Origin of the sequence: Streptomonospora litoralis (assembly GCF_004323735.1) — a bacterium.
GTDB classification, from domain to species: domain Bacteria; phylum Actinomycetota; class Actinomycetes; order Streptosporangiales; family Streptosporangiaceae; genus Streptomonospora; species Streptomonospora litoralis.
Window position 1 is genome coordinate 490,884 of record NZ_CP036455.1, and the last position, 21,024, is coordinate 511,907.

Annotated in this window: 17 protein-coding genes; 8 read left to right on the plus strand and 9 right to left on the minus strand. The window is 71.2% G+C overall.

Translation table 11 applies throughout. The features are described 5' to 3' along the window. Complete coding sequence (locus EKD16_RS02245) at positions 1 to 1,485, minus strand: DUF7059 domain-containing protein (protein WP_242677200.1); 1,485 nt, start codon at positions 1,483 to 1,485, stop codon at positions 1 to 3. 805 nt (positions 1,486 to 2,290) lie between these two features. Next, positions 2,291 to 2,704: a DUF2530 domain-containing protein gene (locus tag EKD16_RS26570; RefSeq protein ID WP_207391413.1), complete on the minus strand. Its 414-nt coding sequence runs from the start codon at positions 2,702 to 2,704 to the stop codon at positions 2,291 to 2,293. A gap of 299 nt (positions 2,705 to 3,003) precedes the next feature. Here EKD16_RS26570 and EKD16_RS02255 point away from each other — a divergent pair, with 299 nt between their 5' ends. The 4 genes from EKD16_RS02255 to thpR all read left to right on the plus strand — a co-directional run bounded on the left by EKD16_RS02255 (position 3,004) and on the right by thpR (position 7,418). Further along, positions 3,004 to 4,446: an NCS2 family permease gene (locus EKD16_RS02255; RefSeq protein WP_242677373.1), complete on the plus strand. Its 1,443-nt coding sequence runs from the start codon at positions 3,004 to 3,006 to the stop codon at positions 4,444 to 4,446. Positions 4,447 to 4,629: 183 nt separating this feature from the next. After that, positions 4,630 to 5,079, plus strand: coding sequence for a MarR family winged helix-turn-helix transcriptional regulator (locus tag EKD16_RS02260; protein WP_131096853.1), 450 nt, complete (start codon positions 4,630 to 4,632; stop codon positions 5,077 to 5,079). Between the two features lie 311 nt (positions 5,080 to 5,390). Continuing rightward, positions 5,391 to 6,674 (plus strand): MFS transporter, encoded by a 1,284-nt coding sequence (locus EKD16_RS02265; RefSeq protein ID WP_131101926.1) that lies wholly within the window; start codon positions 5,391 to 5,393, stop codon positions 6,672 to 6,674. 120 nt (positions 6,675 to 6,794) lie between these two features. Then, positions 6,795 to 7,418, plus strand: coding sequence for an RNA 2',3'-cyclic phosphodiesterase (gene thpR, locus EKD16_RS02270; RefSeq protein ID WP_131096854.1), 624 nt, complete (start codon positions 6,795 to 6,797; stop codon positions 7,416 to 7,418). Between the two features lie 314 nt (positions 7,419 to 7,732). On the opposite strand, the gene EKD16_RS02275 is transcribed toward thpR, so the two are convergent. After that, entirely contained in the window at positions 7,733 to 8,458 is a 726-nt protein-coding gene (locus EKD16_RS02275) for a 3-keto-5-aminohexanoate cleavage protein (protein WP_131096855.1), read from the minus strand. 99 nt (positions 8,459 to 8,557) lie between these two features. Here EKD16_RS02275 and EKD16_RS02280 point away from each other — a divergent pair, with 99 nt between their 5' ends. Next, positions 8,558 to 9,637 (plus strand): esterase-like activity of phytase family protein, encoded by a 1,080-nt coding sequence (locus EKD16_RS02280; protein ID WP_131096856.1) that lies wholly within the window; start codon positions 8,558 to 8,560, stop codon positions 9,635 to 9,637. A gap of 204 nt (positions 9,638 to 9,841) precedes the next feature. Here EKD16_RS02280 and EKD16_RS02285 read toward each other — a convergent pair whose 3' ends face one another. From EKD16_RS02285 to EKD16_RS02310, 6 genes are all read right to left on the minus strand, one after another. Further along, positions 9,842 to 10,804, minus strand: coding sequence for an aminoglycoside phosphotransferase family protein (locus EKD16_RS02285; protein WP_207391414.1), 963 nt, complete (start codon positions 10,802 to 10,804; stop codon positions 9,842 to 9,844). Continuing rightward, complete coding sequence (locus EKD16_RS02290; RefSeq protein WP_131096857.1) at positions 10,801 to 11,796, minus strand: glycerophosphodiester phosphodiesterase family protein; 996 nt, start codon at positions 11,794 to 11,796, stop codon at positions 10,801 to 10,803. The genes EKD16_RS02285 and EKD16_RS02290 overlap by 4 nt, the downstream gene beginning before the upstream one ends. Before the next feature lie 177 nt (positions 11,797 to 11,973). Next, positions 11,974 to 13,068, minus strand: coding sequence for a phosphoserine transaminase (serC, locus tag EKD16_RS02295; RefSeq protein WP_242677374.1), 1,095 nt, complete (start codon positions 13,066 to 13,068; stop codon positions 11,974 to 11,976). Between the two features lie 141 nt (positions 13,069 to 13,209). Next, positions 13,210 to 14,064 carry a hypothetical protein gene (locus EKD16_RS02300; protein WP_131096859.1) on the minus strand — a complete coding sequence of 285 codons (855 nt, stop codon included), beginning with the start codon at positions 14,062 to 14,064 and terminating at the stop codon, positions 13,210 to 13,212. 236 nt (positions 14,065 to 14,300) lie between these two features. After that, the gene (locus EKD16_RS02305; protein ID WP_242677120.1) at positions 14,301 to 15,413 is read right to left on the minus strand and encodes an ISAs1 family transposase; all 1,113 of its coding nucleotides are present in this window, start codon (positions 15,411 to 15,413) and stop codon (positions 14,301 to 14,303) included. A gap of 199 nt (positions 15,414 to 15,612) precedes the next feature. Continuing rightward, positions 15,613 to 16,719, minus strand: coding sequence for a citrate synthase 2 (locus tag EKD16_RS02310; protein ID WP_131096860.1), 1,107 nt, complete (start codon positions 16,717 to 16,719; stop codon positions 15,613 to 15,615). 155 nt (positions 16,720 to 16,874) lie between these two features. Here EKD16_RS02310 and pdxH point away from each other — a divergent pair, with 155 nt between their 5' ends. The 3 genes from pdxH to EKD16_RS02325 all read left to right on the plus strand — a co-directional run bounded on the left by pdxH (position 16,875) and on the right by EKD16_RS02325 (position 21,021). Then, a complete protein-coding gene (gene pdxH / locus EKD16_RS02315) occupies positions 16,875 to 17,540 on the plus strand; it encodes a pyridoxamine 5'-phosphate oxidase (RefSeq protein ID WP_131096861.1) in 666 nt (221 codons plus the stop codon). Between the two features lie 320 nt (positions 17,541 to 17,860). Further along, entirely contained in the window at positions 17,861 to 18,571 is a 711-nt protein-coding gene (locus EKD16_RS02320; protein ID WP_131096862.1) for a metal-dependent transcriptional regulator, read from the plus strand. A 197-nt stretch (positions 18,572 to 18,768) separates the two neighbouring features. Continuing rightward, complete coding sequence (locus EKD16_RS02325) at positions 18,769 to 21,021, plus strand: ATP-binding SpoIIE family protein phosphatase (RefSeq protein ID WP_131096863.1); 2,253 nt, start codon at positions 18,769 to 18,771, stop codon at positions 21,019 to 21,021. Positions 21,022 to 21,024 lie beyond the last annotated feature (3 nt).

A 21,024-nucleotide genomic window follows, 5' to 3' on the forward strand; every position in this document is an offset into this window, starting at 1 on the left:
CTACCGCGCCACGCGGAAGAAGCCCTCGGCGATCAGGGAGCGCAGCACGTCGGGGGTGCGGGCGCGGATCTCGCCCGGGTCGCGGTCGGTGAGCTCGGCGATGGCGTCCAGCAGCGGGCCCACCGGCATCGTGCCGTCGCACACGCTGGCCAGCGCCGCCTCGATGGTGCCGACGCGGGCCACGCGGCGCAGGCCGCCGCGCTGGCGCAGCAGGATGCTCTCGGGGTCGGGCGCGCCTGGTACCGCGATGCGCTCCTCGACCACCTCCGGAGCCAGGGCGACGTGCGCCGACAGCAGTGCGGCGTCGGTGAGCCGGTTGGCCGTCATGGCGCCGTCGACGACGTCGGGCAGGTAGCGCCCCACCGGCTGCTCGATCTCGTGGCGGAATTCCTCCAGCCGCACCGCGGCGTCCTGGGCGACGTCGTTGCGCAGGCTGATCCAGCCGAATCCGATGCCCTGCACGGCCTCGCGCTCGAAGTAGTCCATCCAGGCGTCGTAGCGGCGGGTGTACTCCGGGCTGCCCTCTTCGCAGGAGTCCCGCAGCCACAGTTCGACGTACTCGGCGGGGTCCTGCACGTCGCGCTGGACCACCCAGCCCGAGCATCCGGTGCCCGAGACCCATTCGCCGACGCGGTCTCGCCAGTCCTCTCCCTCCACGTGCAGCCAGTTGGCCAGAAGTTGGCACCAGCCGCCGTCGGTGAGGTACCGCGGCGCCGCGCGCACCAGTTCCGCGCAGACGCCGTCGCCGCCCATGCCGGACTCGCGGTAGGTGTAGCGGGAGTCGGGGGTGATCACGAAGGGCGGGTTGCATGCGATCAGGTCGAAGCGCTCGTCGGCGATCGGCTCGTACAGCGAACCCGACCGCGGACGCACATGCGGCACGTCCGACAGGGCCCAGGTGATCTGCGCCAGCCGCAGTGCGCGCGCGTTCACGTCCGTGGCGACCACCTCGGCGGCGCGCGCGGCCAGGTGGAGCGACTGCACGCCGCAGCCGGTGCCGATGTCCAGAGCGCGCTCGAACGGGCCGTCGACCAGCAGTTGGGAGAGGCTCGCCGAGGCGCCGCCCGCGCCGACGACGTGGTCGGGATGCGGTGTGCCGCGGCCGGGGCGCACGGTGGGATCGGAGACGACGAAGCCGGGACGGCCCTCGTCCATCTCCCATGGAGCCAGGTGCACGAGCGCGCGGACGCCGTCCTGGCCGACGGAGACGAGTCCCGCGCCGACCAGCTCGTCGATCGGCAGCACGGCGCGCGCCGCGTCCTCGGCCACGGGTTCCTGCAGCCACCACAGGCGCAGCAGTATGCCCAGCCGCTCCTCGCCGCCGGTGGCGCGCCGGGCGGGGATGAGCTGCTCGCGGGCCAGCGCCCGCGAGGCCATGTCGCCGAGCCGGTCGCGCACGCCGGAGACGGTGTAGTCGGCGTCGATCAGGGTCTTGCGCAGCCGATCGGCGAGTGCGTGCGGAATCGGGCGAAACGAATCAGACACGCGCCCATTATCGGGGAGTGCCGCCCGTGAAGTGTGCGTCCCGCGGGCTCCGGGATCGTTGAGGGGTTGTCGCAGCAGATGCATGCGACGGAGGTGGCCGACTCTGCCCGGAGGCACCCTCCGGAACCAAGCGCGAGGGTGGTGGTGGGCTGGGCCTGCGGTGACCGGGTCGGGTGTTCGGCGGTTGGGCGTGCGGCGGGGCGGCTCGGGTCCGCTGTGCGGCCTTGTCAGTCTGCCGGGTGGCGGGTGGACTCGACTGAAATGCGGCGGCGAGGCCGGCGGATGGCTGGGCCTGCGCCCACCGGGTCGGGTGCTCGCCGGTGGCGGCGGCCGACGGGGGCAGCGACAGCAGCGGGGCCGGGCTCGCGGACGTCGGTTCGGGTGCTCGCCGGTGGCCCACTCGACGAGGCGGCGACGACGCCGGCGGGGCCGGACCTGCGGTGGTCGGGGCGGAGGTCACCGCCCCTGCCCGCGGATGGTCGAGCCCGGGGGCCGCCGCCCGGTTGTCGGCGCGGGGCAGTCGGCGGCCGTCATGGCCGGACCGGGGCCACGAGATGCACGTACGTGCGGTGGTATCCGCTTCGGCACCGCCCTGAGGCGCCACTCTCGCACTGTCATAGCCACCAAAAGCCCACCCCGCCGGGCGGTGGAGCCCCCGGCGGCCGCGCCCGGGCGCAACGAGCGACGTGTCGCCGCCCCCACCCTGCCGGTTCATCCGGCGATGATCGTGAACTTATGGCCGCGGAATACGCTTTCCGGCGACCATAAGTTCACGATAGACGGGGCCGGCGTTCTTGGAAACGGTTTAGGAGGATTCCGTCCCGCGGGAACGCCTCTGGGCGGGTTCCGGGGGATCGGCGTCGCCCTCGTCCACCGCGCGGGCCGGGGCGGTGTCGGCGGCGCGGGCGGCTTCCCCGCCCGGCGCGTCCGCCTCGGGGCGGGCGTCGGCCGGCGGCACGACGCCGGCGGCCTCGGCGGCGCGCGGTCGACCCCTTTCGGCGCGGTTGCGCAGATGGCGGGGGATGTAGACGAACGCGAAGACGCCGAAGGCGATTCCGGTCAGGCACACCCAGCGCCACCACCGGTCCTCTTCAGGCAGGCGCTCGCCCATCGCGAGGAGCGCGACCAGCGCGACCGTCCAGGCCGCAGTGCCCAGGGCCGTGGGGAGGCGGTAGTCGCTCTCCATGACCTCGGGATCGGGTTTGCGGGGCCGGCGCACGCCTTCAGGCTAGTCGAAGACCGCCCGGATGCCCGATGCGGCACCCGGCTGGGCTCCGGACGGCGGCCGTTCGCGCCGTCGAGGACACCCGGGTATCACCGCGGCCGTTGCCTCGCAGAGGTCGGCGTTCGTATGATCCACCCAACACCGGGCGCGCGGCAGAGCGCATTTCTGTGCATACCTGCAACTAGTCTGACCTCGTCCCTTTATCCGCTTATGCCAAGGTCGAGCGAGTGAATTCAACGCCACAGCCCGATGAGGAGCAGTCCGGGGAGCCCTCCTCCGCGCGAGCAGGCGGCATCGTCGGCCGGCTCGACCGCTACTTCCACGTCCGCGAACGCGGATCCACATTCCCCCGCGAGATCCGCGGCGGTCTGGCGACCTTCTTCGCCATGGCCTACATCATCGTCCTCAACCCGCTGATCATCGGCACGGCCGAGGACATGAACGGCGACACCCTCGGCATCGCCCGCGTCGCGGCCACCACGGCGCTGGTCGGCGGCGTGATCTCGATCCTGATGGGGGCGGTCAGCCGCTACCCGTTCGCGATCGCGGCGGGCATGGGCCTCAACGTGATCGTGGCGTATTCGCTCGCACCGCAGATGACCTGGGCCGACGCCATGGGACTGATCATCCTCGAAGGCGTCGTGCTGCTGCTGCTGGTGCTGACCGGGTTCCGCACCGCGGTGTTCCGCGCGATCCCGCCGGAGCTGAAGAGCGCGATCGCGGTGGGTGTGGGCATGTTCCTCACGCTCGTGGGCTTCGTCAACGCCGGATTCATCCGCCGGGTGCCCGATGCGGCCGACAGTACGGTTCCGGTCCAACTGGGCAGCGGATCGCTGTCGGGTTGGCCCATCCTGGTGTTCGTCCTCGGTCTGATCCTGACCATCGCGCTGATCGTGAACCGGGTGCGCGGCGCCATGCTGATCGGGATCGCCGTGGCCACCGTCGTGGCGATCGTGATCGAGTCGATCGCCCGGATCGGCCCCATGGACGACGGCCAGGGCGAGGTCAATCCCGAGGGCTGGTCGCTGACCGTGCCGTCGCTGCCCACCTCGCTCGGCGACGTGGTTTCGCTGCCCGACTTCAGCCTGATCGGGCAGTTCAGCCTGTTCGGCAGCTTCGCCAACGCGGGGACGATCGCGGTCATCCTGCTGCTCTTCACCCTGCTGCTGGCCGACTTCTTCGACACGATGGGCACCATGGTGGGCGTGGCCGGGCAGGCGGGCTTGCTGGACGAGAAGGGCAACGTCCCGCGTGCCCGCGAGGTCCTCATCGTGGACTCGCTGGGCACCATCGCCGGCGGTGCCGCGCTGGCTTCGGTCAACACGGTCTTCGCGGAGTCCGCGGCCGGTGTCGGCGAGGGGGCGCGAACCGGGATCGCGCCCATCGTCACCGGCGCGCTGTTCCTGGTCGCCACCCTGTTCTCGCCGCTGGTCGAGCTGGTGCCGTTCGAGGCCGCAACACCGGTGCTGATCATCGTCGGCTTCATGATGGTGACCCAGATCACCCGGATCCCCTTCAGTGACTACGCGATCGGCATCCCGGCGTTCCTCACCATCGTGATGATGCCGTTCAGCTACTCGATCGCCAACGGGATCGGCGTCGGTTTCATCAGCTACGCGGTGATCAAGGTCGCGCAGGGCCGCGTCCGCGAGATCCACCCCCTGCTGTGGATCGTGGCCGCGGCCTTCGCCGTGCACTTCGCGCTCGGGCCGATCGAGCAGCTGCTGGGTCTGTGACGCTCCGCGGCCGGGCTAGGCTGCGGACACCGGCGCCCTTTGCGTGCGCGTGCCGATCACGCTGCGCACGCGCATGCAAGGGCACGCCTGACTGTCGCCGCGGATAGGTCGCTGTGGCTTCCGGGTAAGCCCGGGAATCGCGACAGTGCGCGGTATTGTTAGCAAAAGTAATGAGTTCTGCTAATGAAGAAGTCTCCGCTGTCCCATCAGACCAGGACCGACGCCGGGCTGGCGGCGGTCCTGCGCGTGACTGTGGGCAGACTGGCGAGGAGGCTGCGAGCGCAGAGACTCGACGCGTCCCTGTCGCTGGGGCAGGGCGCGGCACTGTTCACCCTCGCCCGGCACGGGGAGATGACACCGGGCGAGCTGGCCGACCACGAGAAGGTGCAGCCGCCCTCGATGACGCGCATCGTGGCGGCTCTGGAGGAGCGGGGGCTGGTGCGGCGCACCAAGCACCCCGAGGACCAGCGCAGGCAGCTGGTGGACCTGACCGACGAGGGCCGCGATCTCGTGCGGGCCGACCAGCGGCGGCGCGAGGCCTGGCTGGCCCAGCGCCTCAAGGAGCTGAGCCCCGAGGAGAAGGACACGCTGCGCCGAGCGGCGGAGATCCTGGACCGGCTGACCCAGTCCTGACGGCGCCGGATCGCCGGCCGCCGAGCCGCACCGACGACCAGGGGGGAGCGGGCGCGGCCGGCACCCCGTCCGCGCTTGACGAGGCCATGCGCGAGCCCGAGGCAGACACCGAGACCCGCCCGAGGCAGGGGCCTTCCGCGGCGCGGGACACCGCGGCCGCCCCGGTGGGGGGTGATCCACCCGCGAGCGAAGCCGCGCCGGATTCCCAGCCCGGTCCCGGCAGCGAACCGTACCCGCAGGCGGACTCCCGCCCGGCCTCCGAGCCCCCGGAGCGGGACGCACCGCGCCGCGGGGCCGAGCCGCGCACCGCCATGTTCCGCTCGCTGGCCATCCGCAACTACCGGCTCTTCGCCGCCGGCCAGGTGGTCTCCAACACCGGCACGTGGATGCAGCGCGTCGCCCAGGACTGGCTGGTCCTGCAGCTCAGCGGCGGCAGCGGAATCGCCCTCGGGCTCGCCACTGCGCTGCAGTTCCTGCCCATGCTGCTGTTCGGCCTGTGGGGCGGCACGCTCGTCGACCGGGTGGCCAAGCGGCGGCTGCTGATCGCCACCCAGGCGGCCATGGGCCTCCTCGCCGCCGGGTTGGGCGCCCTGGCCACCGCCGGGGCCGCCGAGGTCTGGCACGTCTACCTGTTCGCGTTCGCCCTGGGCCTGGTAACCGTTGTCGACAACCCGGCCCGGCAGACCTTCGTCGTGGAGATGGTCGGCGACCGCGACCTGCCCAACGCCGTCGCGCTGAACAGCGCCAGCTTCCAGTTCGGGCGCGTCGGCGGACCCGCTGTCGCCGGTCTGCTGATCTCGGTGATCGGCAGCGGCCCCGTCTTCCTGATCAACGCCGCCTCCTTCCTCGCCGTGCTGGGCGGGCTGTGGCTCATGCGGCCCAAGGAGCTGCAGGTCACCGAACCCGCTCCGCGCACCAAGGGCCAGACCATGGAAGGCGTGCGCTATGTCCTGGGCCGCCCGGATCTGACTTTGCTGCTGGTCATGACGATCTTCGTGCAGATGTTCGGCGCGAACGTGCAGAACCAGATCGCGCTGATGGCCAACAACGTCTTCGAGACCGGCGCCGCCGCGTTCGGTACGGCCGCCGCGGCGCTGGCGGCCGGCGCGCTGGCGGGAGCGCTGGTGGCCGCCCGCAGAGAGCGGCCCCGGCTGCGCATCGTGCTGAGCGGCGCACTGGCGTTCGGCGTGCTGCAGGGAGTGTCGGCGCTCGCTCCGGGATATGGGGCCTTCGTGTCCGTCCTGGTGCTGATGGGGGTGGCGTTCATGACGTTCACCACCTCGCTGAACGCCACGTTCCAGCTCAGCGTGGACCCGCAGATGCGCGGACGGGTGATGAGCATCTACATGCTGGTCTTCCTCGGCGTCGCCCCGATCGGTGCGCCGATCGTCGGATTCCTCGCCGACGCGTTCGGTCCGCGTGCCAGTCTGGGAGTGGGCGGAGCCGTCAGCGTGGTCGTCGTGCTCGCGATCGCCGTACTGCTGGCGCGCAGCCTGCGGGTGCGGGTGCGCTTCTCACCGCTGCGGCGCCCGTTCGTGCGCGTCTCGGCGCCGACCGACCGCCCGATCGGCGGCGCGTCGCCGGGCGCGGACTGAAACGGCGGCATCACCGGGTAGCGCATCGGCGGGCGGTGGCCTCTACCGCCCGACCGCGGGGGATGGCATGCTTCAGCACGCAGGATCGACTGGAGAGCACACGACGGTACGGGGTGGTGAATGAGGCTGTTCGTCGCGGTCTACCCGCCGGAGGAGGTACTGGACGAGGTCGCGCGCACCGCGGACGCGCTCGGCGCCGCCGACCGGCTCGGCGTGGCCGGCGGGGTCCTCGACACCGGCGGCGGCGCCGCGGAGCCGCGGCGGCAGGTGCGGCTGGGACGCGGGCTGCGCTGGAGCGAACCGGGGGAGTGGCACCTCACGCTGGTTTTCCTCGGCGATGTGCCCGACGATACGCTGCCGCGGCTGCGCCGGCGGATGTCCGCCGAGGCGGCCCGGCACGAGCGGCCCGCGATCGCGTTCCGCGGTGGCGGCACCTTCCCGGGCGACACCGCTCAGGCGGGTGTGCTGTGGGCCGGAATCGAGGGCGACATCGACACCGTGACCGGTCTGGCGGCTGGTCTGCGCAAGGCGGCGCGCAAGTCCGGCGTGCGCCTTCAGCGGCGTGCGTTCGTGCCGCACCTCACGCTGGCGCGCAGCAGGCCGCCCACCGACATGACGGCGCTGCGCTACGGCCTGGGCACACTGGCCACACCGTTCTGGACCGTGGGCGAGATACATCTGGTGCACAGCGAGCCCGGCGAGCAGCCCCGGTACCGGACCCTGGAGACCTGGCCGCTAGGCTGAGAACGCCCGACACCGACCGGCCCGGCGCCGCGCGCCCGATTGGGCGGCCGCGGTGGGCATCCGAGACGACCCGCCTCGGCGGACGGGTCCTCGACCGCGGCGACCCCGCGGCGGTAGAACGCGAGTAAGGCCGCACGACCATGAGCATGCTCACCAACAATCGCAAGCAACGCTGGTTGCTGCCCGCGGTCCTCGCGGCGATCATGCTGCTCGTGGTCCTCGGGGCGCTGGTGAACTGAGCCGCCGGCGGTGGGCCGTCGACCGGTTCCCAGACACGCCCTCCGACCGGAGCACCGCCCCGGCCCGACCGGGACTCAGGCGGCCGCCGACATGCGGGCCGTGGCGAGCGCCACCAGGGCCGCGTTGCTGTCGGCCTCGGCACCCCCCGGATCGCGTAGCGTGTCCTCCAGCCCGATGCGCACGTCGCGGCCCGCGGCCACCGCTGTGTCGAGGACGGGCCAGGCGGTGCCGTCGCGGCCGTGCAGCAGGCGCGGCAGCTCCAGTTGCCCGCGGTCGAGGACCCCGTCGATCGTCGAGGCGTTGGACAGGGCCTCCTCGGCGGTGGCCTGCATCGGCTCCACCAGCACCCGGGCGAACTCGCCGGCGAGACCGCAGGCGACGAGGATGCGGGCGGCGTCGGCCGTCCACACACCGGCCTCCACGCCCACCCGCCGGTCGATCAGCAGCCGGGCGACCTCCACCGACCCCGGCTCGTGCAGGTTCACCGACGCGGAGTCGGGCAGAGCGCTCCACCGCTGCACCAGGTCGTACCTGCGGACGGGGTCGGGCTCGGCGGAGAGGGCGGTGGTGACGCTTATGTGCACATCGCGGACGTCGGCGCGCAGCCGCTCCAGCAGCGGGGTGACGACCTGCGGCTCCAGCGACTCCGCGCCTCTGCGGTCGCGCGGGTGTACGTGCACCTCGTCGGCTCCGGCGTCGACCGCCGCGCGCGCGTCGCGGACGATCTGCTCGGGCGACACGGGCAGCGCCGGATGCGCCCCGGGCCGGCGGTCCCCGTTGAGGCAGGCGACGATCCGCATCTGGGTATCCTTCCGCTCAAGCGCGTGTGTAAGCGGAGCATGCCCACAAGGCGCGGGTCGCAAGCCACGCCGCGCGCCGACGATGGCAGGATTGCGGGCATGAGGAAAGGCGCCGTGGTCGCGGCTTCGCTCGCGCTCGCGGTGCTGCCCGCCCCGCCGGCGGCTGCTGCGCCCGGTGCCGCGGCACCGGGCAGCCCACCGGACGACAGCGGTACTCCCGCGGCGGCGCAGCCGCAGTTCCGGATCACCGACGAGCGGATCCAGGAGTCCAGCGGCCTGACCGCCTCGCGCCGCCACGACGGCGTGTACTGGACGCACAACGACAGCGGCGCCTACGGGCCCGAGATCTACGCGGTCGACGGGCAGGGCCGGACCGTGGCCACCGTCACACTCACCGGCGAAGGGGTGGAGGCGCGCGACTGGGAGGCCATCGCGGTCGGTGCCGGTCCGGACGGCGAACCGGCGGTCTACGTCGGCGACATCGGCGACAACTTCCAGGGCGGCTGGCCCAGTATCCGTGTCTACCGGCTGCCCGAGCCGCGGCGTCTGACCGACCAGGCGGTGCGGGCCACCTCGTTCACCCTGGTCTACGAGGACGGCGGCCGCGACGCCGAGGCGATGATGGTCGACCCCCGGGACAACCGCCTCTACGTGCTGAGCAAGGAGATCGCGGGCGGCGTCTACGCGGCACCCGAGCGGCTCGACCCCGACGGCCGCAACACCCTCGAACGGGTCGACTCCGCCCCGCTGTACGCCACCGACGCCGCGTTCTCGCCCGACGGCGCGTACTACGCTGTGCGCACCTACTGGGCGGCCACGGTCTACGACGCCTCCGAAGGCGTACGCGGCCGCACCGTCGAGCGCGTGCCGCTGCCCGAGTCCGACCAGGGGGAGTCCCTGGCCTTCTCCCACGACGGGCGCTCACTGCTCGCGGGGACGGAGGGGCCGGGCAGCCCGGTCTGGAGCATGCCGCTGGAGCGGGCCGCGGATGCCGACGGCGGCGCCGACCCGTCCGCGGACGCGAGCGGTCGAGGCGGTGGCTCCGCCGGAGGAGGCCAAGGGGCCTCGGGTGCCGCTGACGCCGACGCGGGCACGGGCGCCGCGGCTCTGATCTGGACCGGCGTGGGACTGGCCGCCGTGGTGATCGCCGGCATTGCCGTGCTGGCCCGCCGCAGCTGAGCGGCGATGGTTCTCCACAACCTCTGTGCCCGTTGTCCACAAGGATTCGCCGATCCTGTGGATAACTTCCTGTCAGTGCGTATTTGTGCAGGTCGAGGAGTATGTCCGAGGTGTGCAGTTCGAGCGCGAAACCCCTCTGCGCCGCCACCGCGCGGCCCTGCGCCCACAAGCGCGGTCACCGGGCCGAGCCGGGCTGTGCGGGAACTACAAACCGGCCACGTCGGCGAGCACGGCTGCCTGCTCGAGTTCGGCGTCGCCCGCCGGATAGTCGCCGACGTTGAAGCGGTCGAAGGCCGACTCCACGGCGCGGGCCACCGACCACGCCGCCAGCCGCTCGGCGGGCTCGCCGAGCATCTCGGCGGCCAGGCCGAACCGGCGGCGCAGCGTCGGCCGCGGGTCGATCAGCCGCAGCGGCGGGTCGAGCTGCATGATCAGCGGCCAGAGGTCGTAGCCGGGGTCGCCCAGCATCGGCTTGGGGTCGATGGCCAACCACGGGTCGCGCCGGGCGGCGAGGATGTTGCCGGGGTTGAAGTCGCCGTGCAGCACCACCGTCCGCTCGGCCGTGCGCGGCAGCGACTCCAGCAGGTCCGCCGCGGTGTCCACCAGGTGGGGGTCGGCGTCCGGGCGCAGCCGCGGCCGGCGCTCCCTGACCAGTCGGGCCCAGTCGGCCGTGACCGCACCCAGGCGCTCCAACCGCAGGTCCGCCTCGGGCTCTTCGCCCCACAGCCGGGCGAGGACCTCCAGCCCGGCGGTCAGCAGGTCCTCGGGCTCGCCGGCGGCGTCGCGCAGCTTGTCGCCCGGCTCGCACGCCTCAAGCAGCAGCCCGAACCCGTCTTCCGTGGCGCGCAGCAGCCGCACCGCGCCCGCGCCGTCCCAGAAGCGCAGCGCCTCCGCCTCGCCCTCGGCCTCGCGGTGCGGGAACGAGACCTTGAGGACGGCGTGCTCGTGCGCTGCGGTGCGCACCGGCCCCGCCCACGAGCAGCTGCCTCCTGCGAACGGCTCGTCCAGATCCAGCTCCCACCGGTCCCGGAGCTCGCTCAGCGTCCGCGGCAGCCCTTCCAGCCACGCCGATCCGCCGTCGATGGCCTGCACGTTGCGGGCGACGCCTTTCGGCAGCGGCGGCGGGGCCGCCTCGGCGCCGGTGTCCGCGCCGGATATCGGGCTCAAATGTCCTCCAGATGGATCTCCCGCGCCAGGAAGGCGTGCCGCGAGTGGTCGGTGAACACTCCGTCCACGCCGGCGGCGAAGAAGGCGTCGTATTCGGCCGCGAATCCGCCGAAGTCGCCGGGCCCGCCCCGGCTGCGCAGGTCGGTGGGCAGGAAGCGGTTCTCGCTGCGGAAAGTCCAAGGGTGCACGAGCAGCCCCGCCTCGTGGGCGTCTCCGACCAGCGAAGTGGGCTCGCCGAGGTCGCCCTGCTCGTCGCGGGGGATGACCAGGTCCTTGGCCGGGCCGACCGCTTCGGCGAAGGCCGCCACCCCGGCCAGACCCTCGGGCGTCAGGTAGGGCCGCCAGTGCTCCTCGGTGCCCATCAGGAACACCCGGGGCAGCCCGGCGTCGGCGAGTTTGCGCAGGCTCTCGCTCTCGAACGACTGCAGGAACACCGGCAGCTCGGGCTCGGCACCGGTGAGCCCGTTGTCCAGCAGCGCGGCCAGCAGCGGCGGCTCCAGGTCCAGCCCCAGCTCGGAGTGGTAGGCGGGGTGCTTGGTCTCGGGGTAGACGCCGATGCGCCTGCCCAGCTCGTCGGTCATCCGCCTGGCGAGGTCGACGATCTCCTGGAACGTCGGGATCTCGTAGACGCCGTCGTGGGCGGTGTTGTCCGGGCGGACTTCGGGGATCCGCTCGGTGGCGCGCAGCGTCTTCAGCTCGTCCAGCGTGAAGTCCTGGGTGAACCAGCCGGTGTACTCGCGTCCGTCGATGGTCCGGGTGGTGCGGCGGTCGGCGAACTCGGGGCGGTCGGAGACGTCGGTGGTCTGCCCGATCTCGGGCTCGTGGCGAGCCACCAGCGCGCCGTCCGCCGTGGCGACGAGGTCGATCTCCATGAAGTCGCCGCCGACGCGGGCGCCCAGTTCGTAGGAGCCGAGCGTGTGCTCGGGGCGATGACCGGACGCGCCCCGGTGCGAGATGATCTTGAGCTGGGGCTCCTGCTTGTTTCTGCGCACTGCCGCATCCGTCCTCGGCGCCCGCGCGGCCGCGGGCGCCCGCTCGCAAGTGATGGCCTGCGCGGACGGGAAGTCCGCGCAGGCCATCAGGTGTATCGTCTCGCGCCCCATCGGGCGAATCGGTCCGCTAGGGCGGCCCGCGGCCCACGGCGCCGGGACCGGCCGCGCCGGGCGGAGTCAGGCCTGCTTGCTCACCACGTGCTCGATGCACTCGGTGAGTCGGCGCACGTCGTCGGGCTCGATCGCGGGGAACATGCCGATGCGCAGTTGGTTGCGGCCCAGCTTGCGGTAGGGCTCGGTGTCGACGATGCCGTTGGCGCGCAGGGTGGCGGCCACGGCGGCGGCATCGACGCTGTCGGCGAAGTCGATCGTGCCCACGACCTGCGAGCGCTTCGCGGGGTCGGTCACAAAGGGGCTGGCGTAGTCGATCTTCTCCGCCCAGGAGTACAGCACCGACGAGGACTCCGCTGTGCGGCGGACGGCCCAGTCCAGGCCGCCGTTCGCGTTCATCCACTCGACCTGGTCGGCGAGCAGCATGAGCGTGGCGACCGCGGGCGTGTTGTAGGTCTGGTCCTTGCGCGAGTTGTCGACGGCTGTGGTCAGCGAGAAGAACTCGGGGATGTAGCGCCCGCTAGCGGCGATCTCGTCGACGCGGGCCAGGGCCTTGGGCGACATGACGGCCACCCACAGCCCGCCGTCGGAGGCGAAGCACTTCTGCGGCGCGAAGTAGTAGACGTCGGTTTCGGAGATGTCCACCGGCAGGCCGCCGGCGCCGCTGGTGGCGTCGACCATCAGCAGTGCGTCCTCGGCCGCGCCGGGCACCCGCCGGATCGGCATGGCGACACCGGTCGAGGTCTCGTTGTGGGTCAGCGCGTAGGCGTCGACACCGTCCTCGGCAACCGGCTCGCCGTGCGTCCCGGGGTCGGTGCCGACGACGCTCGGCTCGGCGAGCCACGGCGCGCCCTTGGCCACCTTGACGAACTTCGAGGAGAACTCGCCGAAGGACAGGTGCTGGGACTTCTCACGCAGCAGCCCGTGCGCGGCGATGTCCCAGAACGCGGTCGTGCCGCCGTTGCCGACGACCACTTCGTAGCCTTCGGGCAGGCTGAAGAGCTGCGACAGACCGGATCGCACCCGCCCGACCAGGGACTTGACCGGCTTCTGCCGGTGCGAGGTCCCCATGTAGCCGGAGCCGGACGACGCGAGGGAGGTGAGTTGCTCGGGTCGGACCTTCGACGGACCGCAGCCGAAGCGGCCGTCGCTGGGCAGCATGTTCGCGGGAATCTGAATGTCGGTCACCTGGGCAAGGGTAGTGGCTGGCGGGGTCGCGCCGCAGGTGAGGGGGTCGGGTTAGCGGCGTTTGCGCAGCGAGGGCGGCGGATGGCGGCCTCAGGATGCGCGGTCGCGGCGGGATCAGTACATGAAGATGTCGCGGGCGGTGGTCGCCTTGAGTGCGCGGTCGAACCAGCTGTCGAGTTGGCCGATGTCGGTGCAGGCGAGGATGGTGTCGCGCTGGTCGTCGGTGAGGTCGACGCCGTTGGCGTCGAGGATTCGCAGGACGTCCTCGGCCCGCCCTTTCGCGCAACCTTCTTCGATGAAGGGGCGCGCGATCTCGCTCTGCCACCCGTACTGCTCTGTCTGCATCTGTTCCCTCCAGTGCTGTGCCGCGGCCTGATTAAGGTGCGCCTCGATGAGTTTATGGTAGATCCTCATGCGTTCTGGTGGAACAGCATCCAGAGCCGCCTGTGTAGCATCCAGAACGTCGTGGTTTTCGCTGTGCATGACAGTGGACAACACGGACAACTCGGGCATTTGCCGAGCCTGTTCAATGTCGACGACGACGGGGGCGTTGTCCGGACCGAGTACGGATACGTTCAGCCGCAGACTGTCGTAAACGCATCCGATCGGTGTGCCTGCCCACTTGGCGATCTTGCGGTCACTGCTGATGACCAGCAGGTGTACCGGACACTTCAGCCGCTCGCGGATCGCGGCTACGTAGAGCGGCCAGGTGTAGGGCTTCTCATCGTCTTTTCCCTGTTGAACCTCGGTGATGATAGCCATCACCTTGGTGTCGCCCTCGCCGTAGAGGACGCTGACCTGGTCCGCCTGGGCGGGCTTGATCGCGAATACGGAAGAGTCGCCACAGCCGATGTGAGCTTGTTTGAAGTCGGGCAGGTCCATGCCGAAGGTGTCGCGCAGGAGAAGAGCGGGCATTTCCGGGCGATCTTGAAAGAGGAGGACTTGAGCCTCGTGGTTGTGTCCGGGCATGGCGTGGACATTAACCGATATCGGGTCAGGAGGTGGAACGGCGTGTACGTTCGGTGGGTCCCATTTTCGAGTTCCGGGCGGCTTCAACGAAGTGTTCGTCAAGGTCTCGCTGGACTCTCGGATGTTTGTCCCGATTTGGAAATCTCCGATTTCGGTAAAACGAACAAAAAGAAACCCCGCGACCGCATCGTCGCCAGGGGTGATTCAAAGTCGTTGATCGTCTCAGTTCTCGCTGGTCAGGCGATCCCGATGAGATCGAGCGGGCGGGTGAAGCACGCGTAGGAGACCCACCGGATCGCATCGGGGATGGTCGGACGCCCCAGCGCGGAGAGCAGCAGCGCGGCCAGGCTGCGCAATGCGGCGAGGTTGGCCGGCCCGTGGCCGCTGCGGACCTTGCAGGAGTCCTCGGCGAAGGTGGTATCGCGGACATGGTGCAGCGCCTCGATCGCCCAGTGGCCGCGCACCAGAGCGCCCAGCCGGGCGGCCCCGGCCCGCTCGGCCCCGAGGCTGGTGACCGCATAAGCGCAGGTCCATGACACCTTTCCGGTGCGCAGGTCGGTGACGTGGCGGCGGATGCGCACCGCTTGAGCCGCGTAGGGGAATCCGAGGCCCTCGATGCTCAGCGCTTTGACGGTGCGGGTCTCGGCCCGGCCGTGGCCCCGGTGGCGGTCGGTGTCGCCTGTGGGGGCCTGTGCCCACGGCAACCTTCTGACCTTGTCAAACAGCGTGGGCTGGTTGCGCTTGATCGTGAGGATGTAGTCGGCTCCGCGCTGCTCGGTGAGATAGCGGGCGGTGGCCCTCTGGGTGTGCAGCGCGTCGGCGGTGACCACGGCCCCGCCGATGTCGAGCGGTCCCAGCAGGTCCTGTACGGCGGCGATCTCGCTGGTCTTGTCGGCCACGGGGACCTGGGCGGCGATGCGGCCGCCGGCATCCAGGGCCGCCAGGACGTGGGCGGCAGCCTGATCGGCGGTGGCCGAGCCGCGCAGGGTCTTGCCGTCGATGGCCAGGGTGTCGGCCACCTCGGGGCGGGCCAGGGCGGCCACGCTCGCGGGTGCTACGGCCAGAAGGACCCGGCGGATGGTGGAGGTGCTGGGCGCGGTGCGCACGCCCAGTTCCGGGTCGGTGATGCGGCAGCCCAGGCGGGTGCGGGTTTGGTGCGGCGTGTTGGCGGCCCACTGGCCGATCGCGCGCAGAGAGCGGGATCCGCACAGCAGTGCGCACAGGGCGACGGCCAGAACGGTGCCGATTTCGTGGCGGATACCGCGTTCGTTGCGCGGGTCGTCCACGGCGGTGAGGCTTTGGGCGAAGTCGCCGATGGCGGGCTGGGGCGTGGCAGACTGGTGGGGCAACGGAGTTCCTGTGGAGCCGGAGAGTGATGTCCCCGCGCTTCTACAGGAGCTCCGTTGTTGTATGTCGGCCGATCGCCGCGATCGTCATGATGCCGTGACCTGGATCATCGCTCCCACCAGATGACTTTGAATCAGCCCTGCATCGTCGCGGGGTCTTTTCGGATGTGTGTTCGGGTATCGGTATGCGTCCGGTGCCCCCTCACACCCCCCGCGCCAACGCCTCCTCGGCCCCCGGGACGTCGTGGATGTCGCGGGCTGCGGGGCCGATGTAGTTCGCGCTGGGGCGGACCAGGCGGCCGGTGCGCTTCTGCTCCAGGATGTGGGCCGACCAGCCGGCGGTGCGGGCGCAGGTGAACATCGCGGTGAACATCTCGGTCGGGATCTCGGCGAAGTCCAGCACCACCGCGGCCCAGTACTCGACGTTGGTGGCCAGCACGCGGTCGGGCTTGCGAGCGTGCAGTTCCTCCAGTGCGGCGTTCTCCAGGGCCTCGGCGACCTCGAAGCGCGGCGCGTCGAGCTCCTTGGCGGTGCGCCGCAGGACGCGGGCGCGCGGGTCCTCGGCGCGGTAGACGCGGTGGCCGAAGCCCATCAGGCGCTCGCCCTGGTCCAGGGCGCGGCTGACGTAGGTGCGCGCGTCGCCGATGCGCTCGGTCTCGTCGAGCATGTGCAGCACGCGCGCCGGGGCGCCGCCGTGCAGCGGGCCCGACATGGCGCCCACGGCGCCCGACAGTGCGGCGGCGACGTCGGCCCCGGTGGAGGCGATCACCCGGGCGGTGAAGGTCGAGGCGTTCATGCCGTGCTCGGCGGCGGAGGTCCAGTAGGCGTCGACGGCCTTGATGTGGCGCGGGTCGGGCTCGCCGCGCAGCTGGATCATGAACCGCTCGACGACCGAGGTGCCCTCCTCGATGCGGGCGCGCGGCACCTCGGGCAGGTCCCCGCGGGCCGACTGGGCCGTCACGGACAGCGCCGCCGAGGCTGCGCGGGCGACGTCGTCGCGCGCCACCTGGTCGTCGATGTCCAGCAGCGGCCGGAAACCCCACAGCGGCGCCAGCGAGGCGAGCACGCTCTGCACGTCGACGCGGATATCGCCGCTGCGCACCGCCTGGGCGACCGGTTCGGCGAAAGGAAGCCCGGGAAAGAAGCCGTCGTCGACCAGCAGGCCCCAGACGCGCCCGAAAGCCGTCTTACCCACGAGGTTCTCGATGTCGACGCCGCGGTACCGGAGGGCGCCGCCCTCCTTGTCCGGTTCGGCGATCTCCGTCTCGAACGCCACGACTCCTTCGAGCCCCGGTTTGAAGTCCGACATACCGGCTTCCTCCGTGTTGTCGCGGTCCCTGGGAACCGGGTGGGTCCGCGGAACCGTTCGGTCTGGTCTCGGGTGGCACGCGAGGTGTCACCGGTCGGGCCGTCGTGCGTCTCCATCTGGCGCCTACCCCACAGGTCGTGTGAGGATGCTCCACTGTGAACCAGAGCGACCCGGCGGAGCTGCGGCAGCCCTACGAGGGCCCACCGCTGCGGAGGTCCGACCTGGCGCCGCACCCCATGGAGCAGTTTCACACGTGGTTCACACAGGCGCACACGGCGGGGCTCGCCGAACCCAACGCCATGGTGGTCTGCACCGTGGAGCCGAGCGGCGCACCTCGGGCGCGAACCGTCCTACTCAAAGGGTACGATCGCTCTGGCCTGCGATTCTTCACCAACTACGGCTCGCGCAAGGGGCGCGCGCTGGCCGAGGAGCCGCGGGTGTCGGCGGTCTTCCCGTGGCACGCGATGCGGCGGCAAGTGCTGGTTTCGGGCCGTGCCGAACCTCTCAGCGACGCCGAAAACGACGCCTACTTCCGCTCCCGTCCCAGAGGTTCACAGATCGGCGCATGGGCCAGCGAGCGCCAGTCGAGCCGCGTCGCCGACCGCGCCGAGCTGGACGCGCTCTACGCCGAGTTCGCCGGGTTGTGGAGCGAGGACGAGGAGGTGCCCCGCCCCCGTTACTGGGGCGGGTACCGGATACTCGTCAGCGAGGTCGAGTTCTGGCAGGGCCGCGCCGACCGGATGCATGACCGCTTCGGCTACACCCTCGCCGCCGGCGAGCCCGCCGAGGGCGACTGGGATCTGGTTCGCCTGGCCCCCTAGGCTGGCGCGATGATGGCGAACGAGGCGAGGCGGGCCGCGCCGCGCGCCGTCCGGGAACACCGCGGCCGGGCGCGAAGCCCGTCGAGTGCGGCGTTCCGGTCCGCTCGGCGGGTGTGGCAACGGACACATTGCGGCGCAGTGGGTTGTCCGTTGCCGGGGTATGATGAAGGAAATCGGTGGCCGCTCCCGCGGCCAGGGCGCAGCGGTCGTGTCTCCCTGCGGGCAGGGCTCCGTGAGGGCGACCGGAATCCCGTGCGGCCGGTCTGTGTTGAGAGTCTGCCGTCGTCGACTCTCGACGGCCCATGAGGGGAGGGGGAGCCTTGACCGCACACGGGCTTATCGACACCACGGAGATGTACCTCCGGACGATATTCGAGCTGGAGGAAGAAGGCATCGTGCCCCTGCGGGCGCGTATCGCCGAGCGTCTGGCGCAGAGCGGGCCCACGGTGAGCCAGACCGTCGCCCGCATGGAGCGCGACGGCCTGCTGCACGTCGAGAACGACCGCCACCTCGTCATGACCGACGAAGGCCGGCGGCTGGCCACACACGTCATGCGCAAGCACCGCCTGGCCGAGCGCCTTCTGGTCGACGTCATCGGGCTGCCCTGGGAGGACGTCCACGTCGAGGCGTGCCGCTGGGAACACGTCATCTCCGAGGCCGTCGAGGAGCGCCTGGTCCGCCTGCTGAACGCGCCGTCGGTCTGCCCCCACGGCAACCCCATCCCCGGTCTGGAGGAGCTGGGTCTGGCCGACTACGCCCCCGAGCCGTTCTCCGGCGAATCCATCGTGCCGATGCTCGACATCGCCGACGGTACGCAGATCCGGGTGAAGGTGCGGCGCATCAGCGAACAGCTGCAGAGCGATCCCGACGTGATGCTCGATCTCAAGCGGGCCGGGGTACAACCCGAGCAGGAAGTGACGCTCGCCGCGAGCGACAAAGGCGTACAGGTGATTGGTGGTACCGACAAGGATGGCGAGCCCAGCGAACTGTCCCGGCAGATCGCCAGCCACATTTTCGTCACCAAGCCCTGAGCGACCCCCGCATCCCCTCCGCGTCCGGGGGTACCGGGGCCGAAATGTCACGTTGCTCTGCAGATACCTGCGCAGTAGGGCTATGCTCTGCCCATGGCGCGCGGTTCCCGGCGTGATCGGAGGAACTGCGCGAGGGCAGTGCGGACCGTGCGGCTCGGCGACATGACCGCGGCCGGTGAGGTCAAGGTGGCGGCTGAATGAACCGACGGGGGGAAGCCTTCTACGACGACGACGCCCGCACCGGGGACGCGGTCTTCGAACAGGCGCAGATCGCCGTCCTGGTGGCCGACCGCGCCAGTCGTCTGCGCTACATCAACCCCTACGCCCGCGAACTCTTCGGTCTCCCCGAAGGCGGCGACCCGCGCGGCGTCACGCTGGTCGACCTGGGGATCCAGGAGACCGACCTCGAACGCGCCAACCAGCTTGCCCGGCGCGCGCTGCGGGGTGAGACCTGGGACGGCACCTTCGCCATCCTGCGCACCGACTCCTCCTGGCTGCACGTGCGCGTCAACGCGGTGCCGATGAAGGACTCCGCGGGCGCTGTCGACGGCTTCGTGGTCTTCGCCGGGGAGGCGCTGCGCAGCGGACGAGTCGAAGACCTCTACGGGCTGCTGGACCGCGTCGGCAGTCGGCTGGCGGGTTCGCTGGAGTTCGACTCCACCGTCAAGTCCGTCGCCGAGATCCTGGTGCCGCAGTTCGCCGACCACTGCTTCATCGACCTCTTCGACCACGACCGCCTCATCCGGCGCATCTCCGTGCACGCCGAGGGCTGGACCCCGCCCGCGGGCACCTGGTTCGACGTCGGTGAGGAGGTCCGCTACCCCGACCGCCACTTCGTCTACACCGCGATGCGCCGCATGGAGACCGTGCTCGTCGGCGACTACTCCTATGTCGGCGAGACCGACGACAGGCACTCGGCCCGCGTAGCCGAGCAGGTAGGGGTGACATCGGCGATCGCGGCGCCCCTGCGCGCCCGCGGTGAACTCCTCGGCGTGCTCACGCTCGCCCTGTCCGGACTGTCCTCGCGCCAGAAGACCCGCTACGGCGGCTTCGACCGCGACCTCGTCGGCGCGCTGGCCTCGCGCGTGGCCCTGGCGATCGACAACGCCCGCCTGTTCGAAGAGGAGCGCAGCACCGCGCTGGCCTTCCAGCACAGTCTGCTGCCCCGGTCGTTCCCCGACTTCGACGGCTTGTCGATCGCGGACCGCTACGTCCCGGCCAAACCGCTGGAGGCCCACGGCCACGGCGTCCAGACGCAGGTCGGCGGCGACTTCTACGACGTCATCCCGCTCTCGGCCGGGCGCGTGGGCATCGTCATCGGCGACGTCGAGGGCCGCGGCCCCCACGCGGCGGCGGTCATGGGCCAACTGCGCGCCGCCCTGCGGGCCTTCGCCCAAGCCGACCGCGAACCCGCCGACATCCTGCGCGAGCTCGACGAATGGGTGCGCCGGCTCGGCCGCCCCGACGGCTCCGGGGGCACCTGGGTGCCCAGTGTGAGCTGCCTGTACATGGTCTACGACGCCTGGTCGCGCCGACTGTCCTACGCCAACGCGGGACACCAGGCGCCGCTGCTCATCTGCGAAGGCACCGTCGAGGAGCTGGCGCTGGAGGTCTCCGACACCCTGCTCGGGGTGAAACTGCGCGGCGCCCCCTACGACGACGCCGTCTACCACCAGGCCGACCTCGAACTCCCCGCGGGTGCCACGCTGCTGCTCTACACCGACGGGCTGGTCGACCGGCGCCCCATCGGGGGGACCGTCGACGTCCGGCGCTCGCTGGAGCACCTGCACCGGGGCGTGCGGGAGGTCGCCGACGCCGACGTCGAACAGATCGCGCACACCGCCGTGAACGCCGTCCCGGGCGAGATCGACGACGACACCGCGCTGCTGGTGGTGCGCACGCACTCCGGCGAGCTCGCCATGGAGGAGGGCTGGTTCATCGCCGAAGCCCCCACCGTCGGCGATGCCCGGCACCTGGCCTCCAGTACATTCAAGAACTGGGGCATGGACCGCGACCAGGCCGAGCTGGCCTGCCTGCTCGTCTCGGAGATCGTCACCAACGTCGTCATACACGCCACTCCCCACCCCGTCCGCCGCGAGTTCACCACCGGCGGCGTCCGCGACTCCGGCGCGGCACTCGACCCCGACGCCCTGGACGACGAAAGCGACGACTTCGACGAGGACTGGTCGGATCTGCTGGAGGAGGTCTCCGAGGAGCCCGAAGCTCCGCAGACCAGCGAGTTCCTGCTGCGGCTGCGCCGGGGCGCCGCCTCGGTGTGGGTCGAGGTCTTCGATCGCGACCTGCGGCTGCCGCGGATCCGCAGCGCCGGCGCCGACGACGAGGGCGGCCGCGGGCTCTACCTGGTGGACCAGCTCGCCTCGCGCTGGGGGTCGCGCCCGACCCCCGATGGCAAGGCCGTCTGGTTCGAGGTCCCGCTGAAGTCGGATTGACGT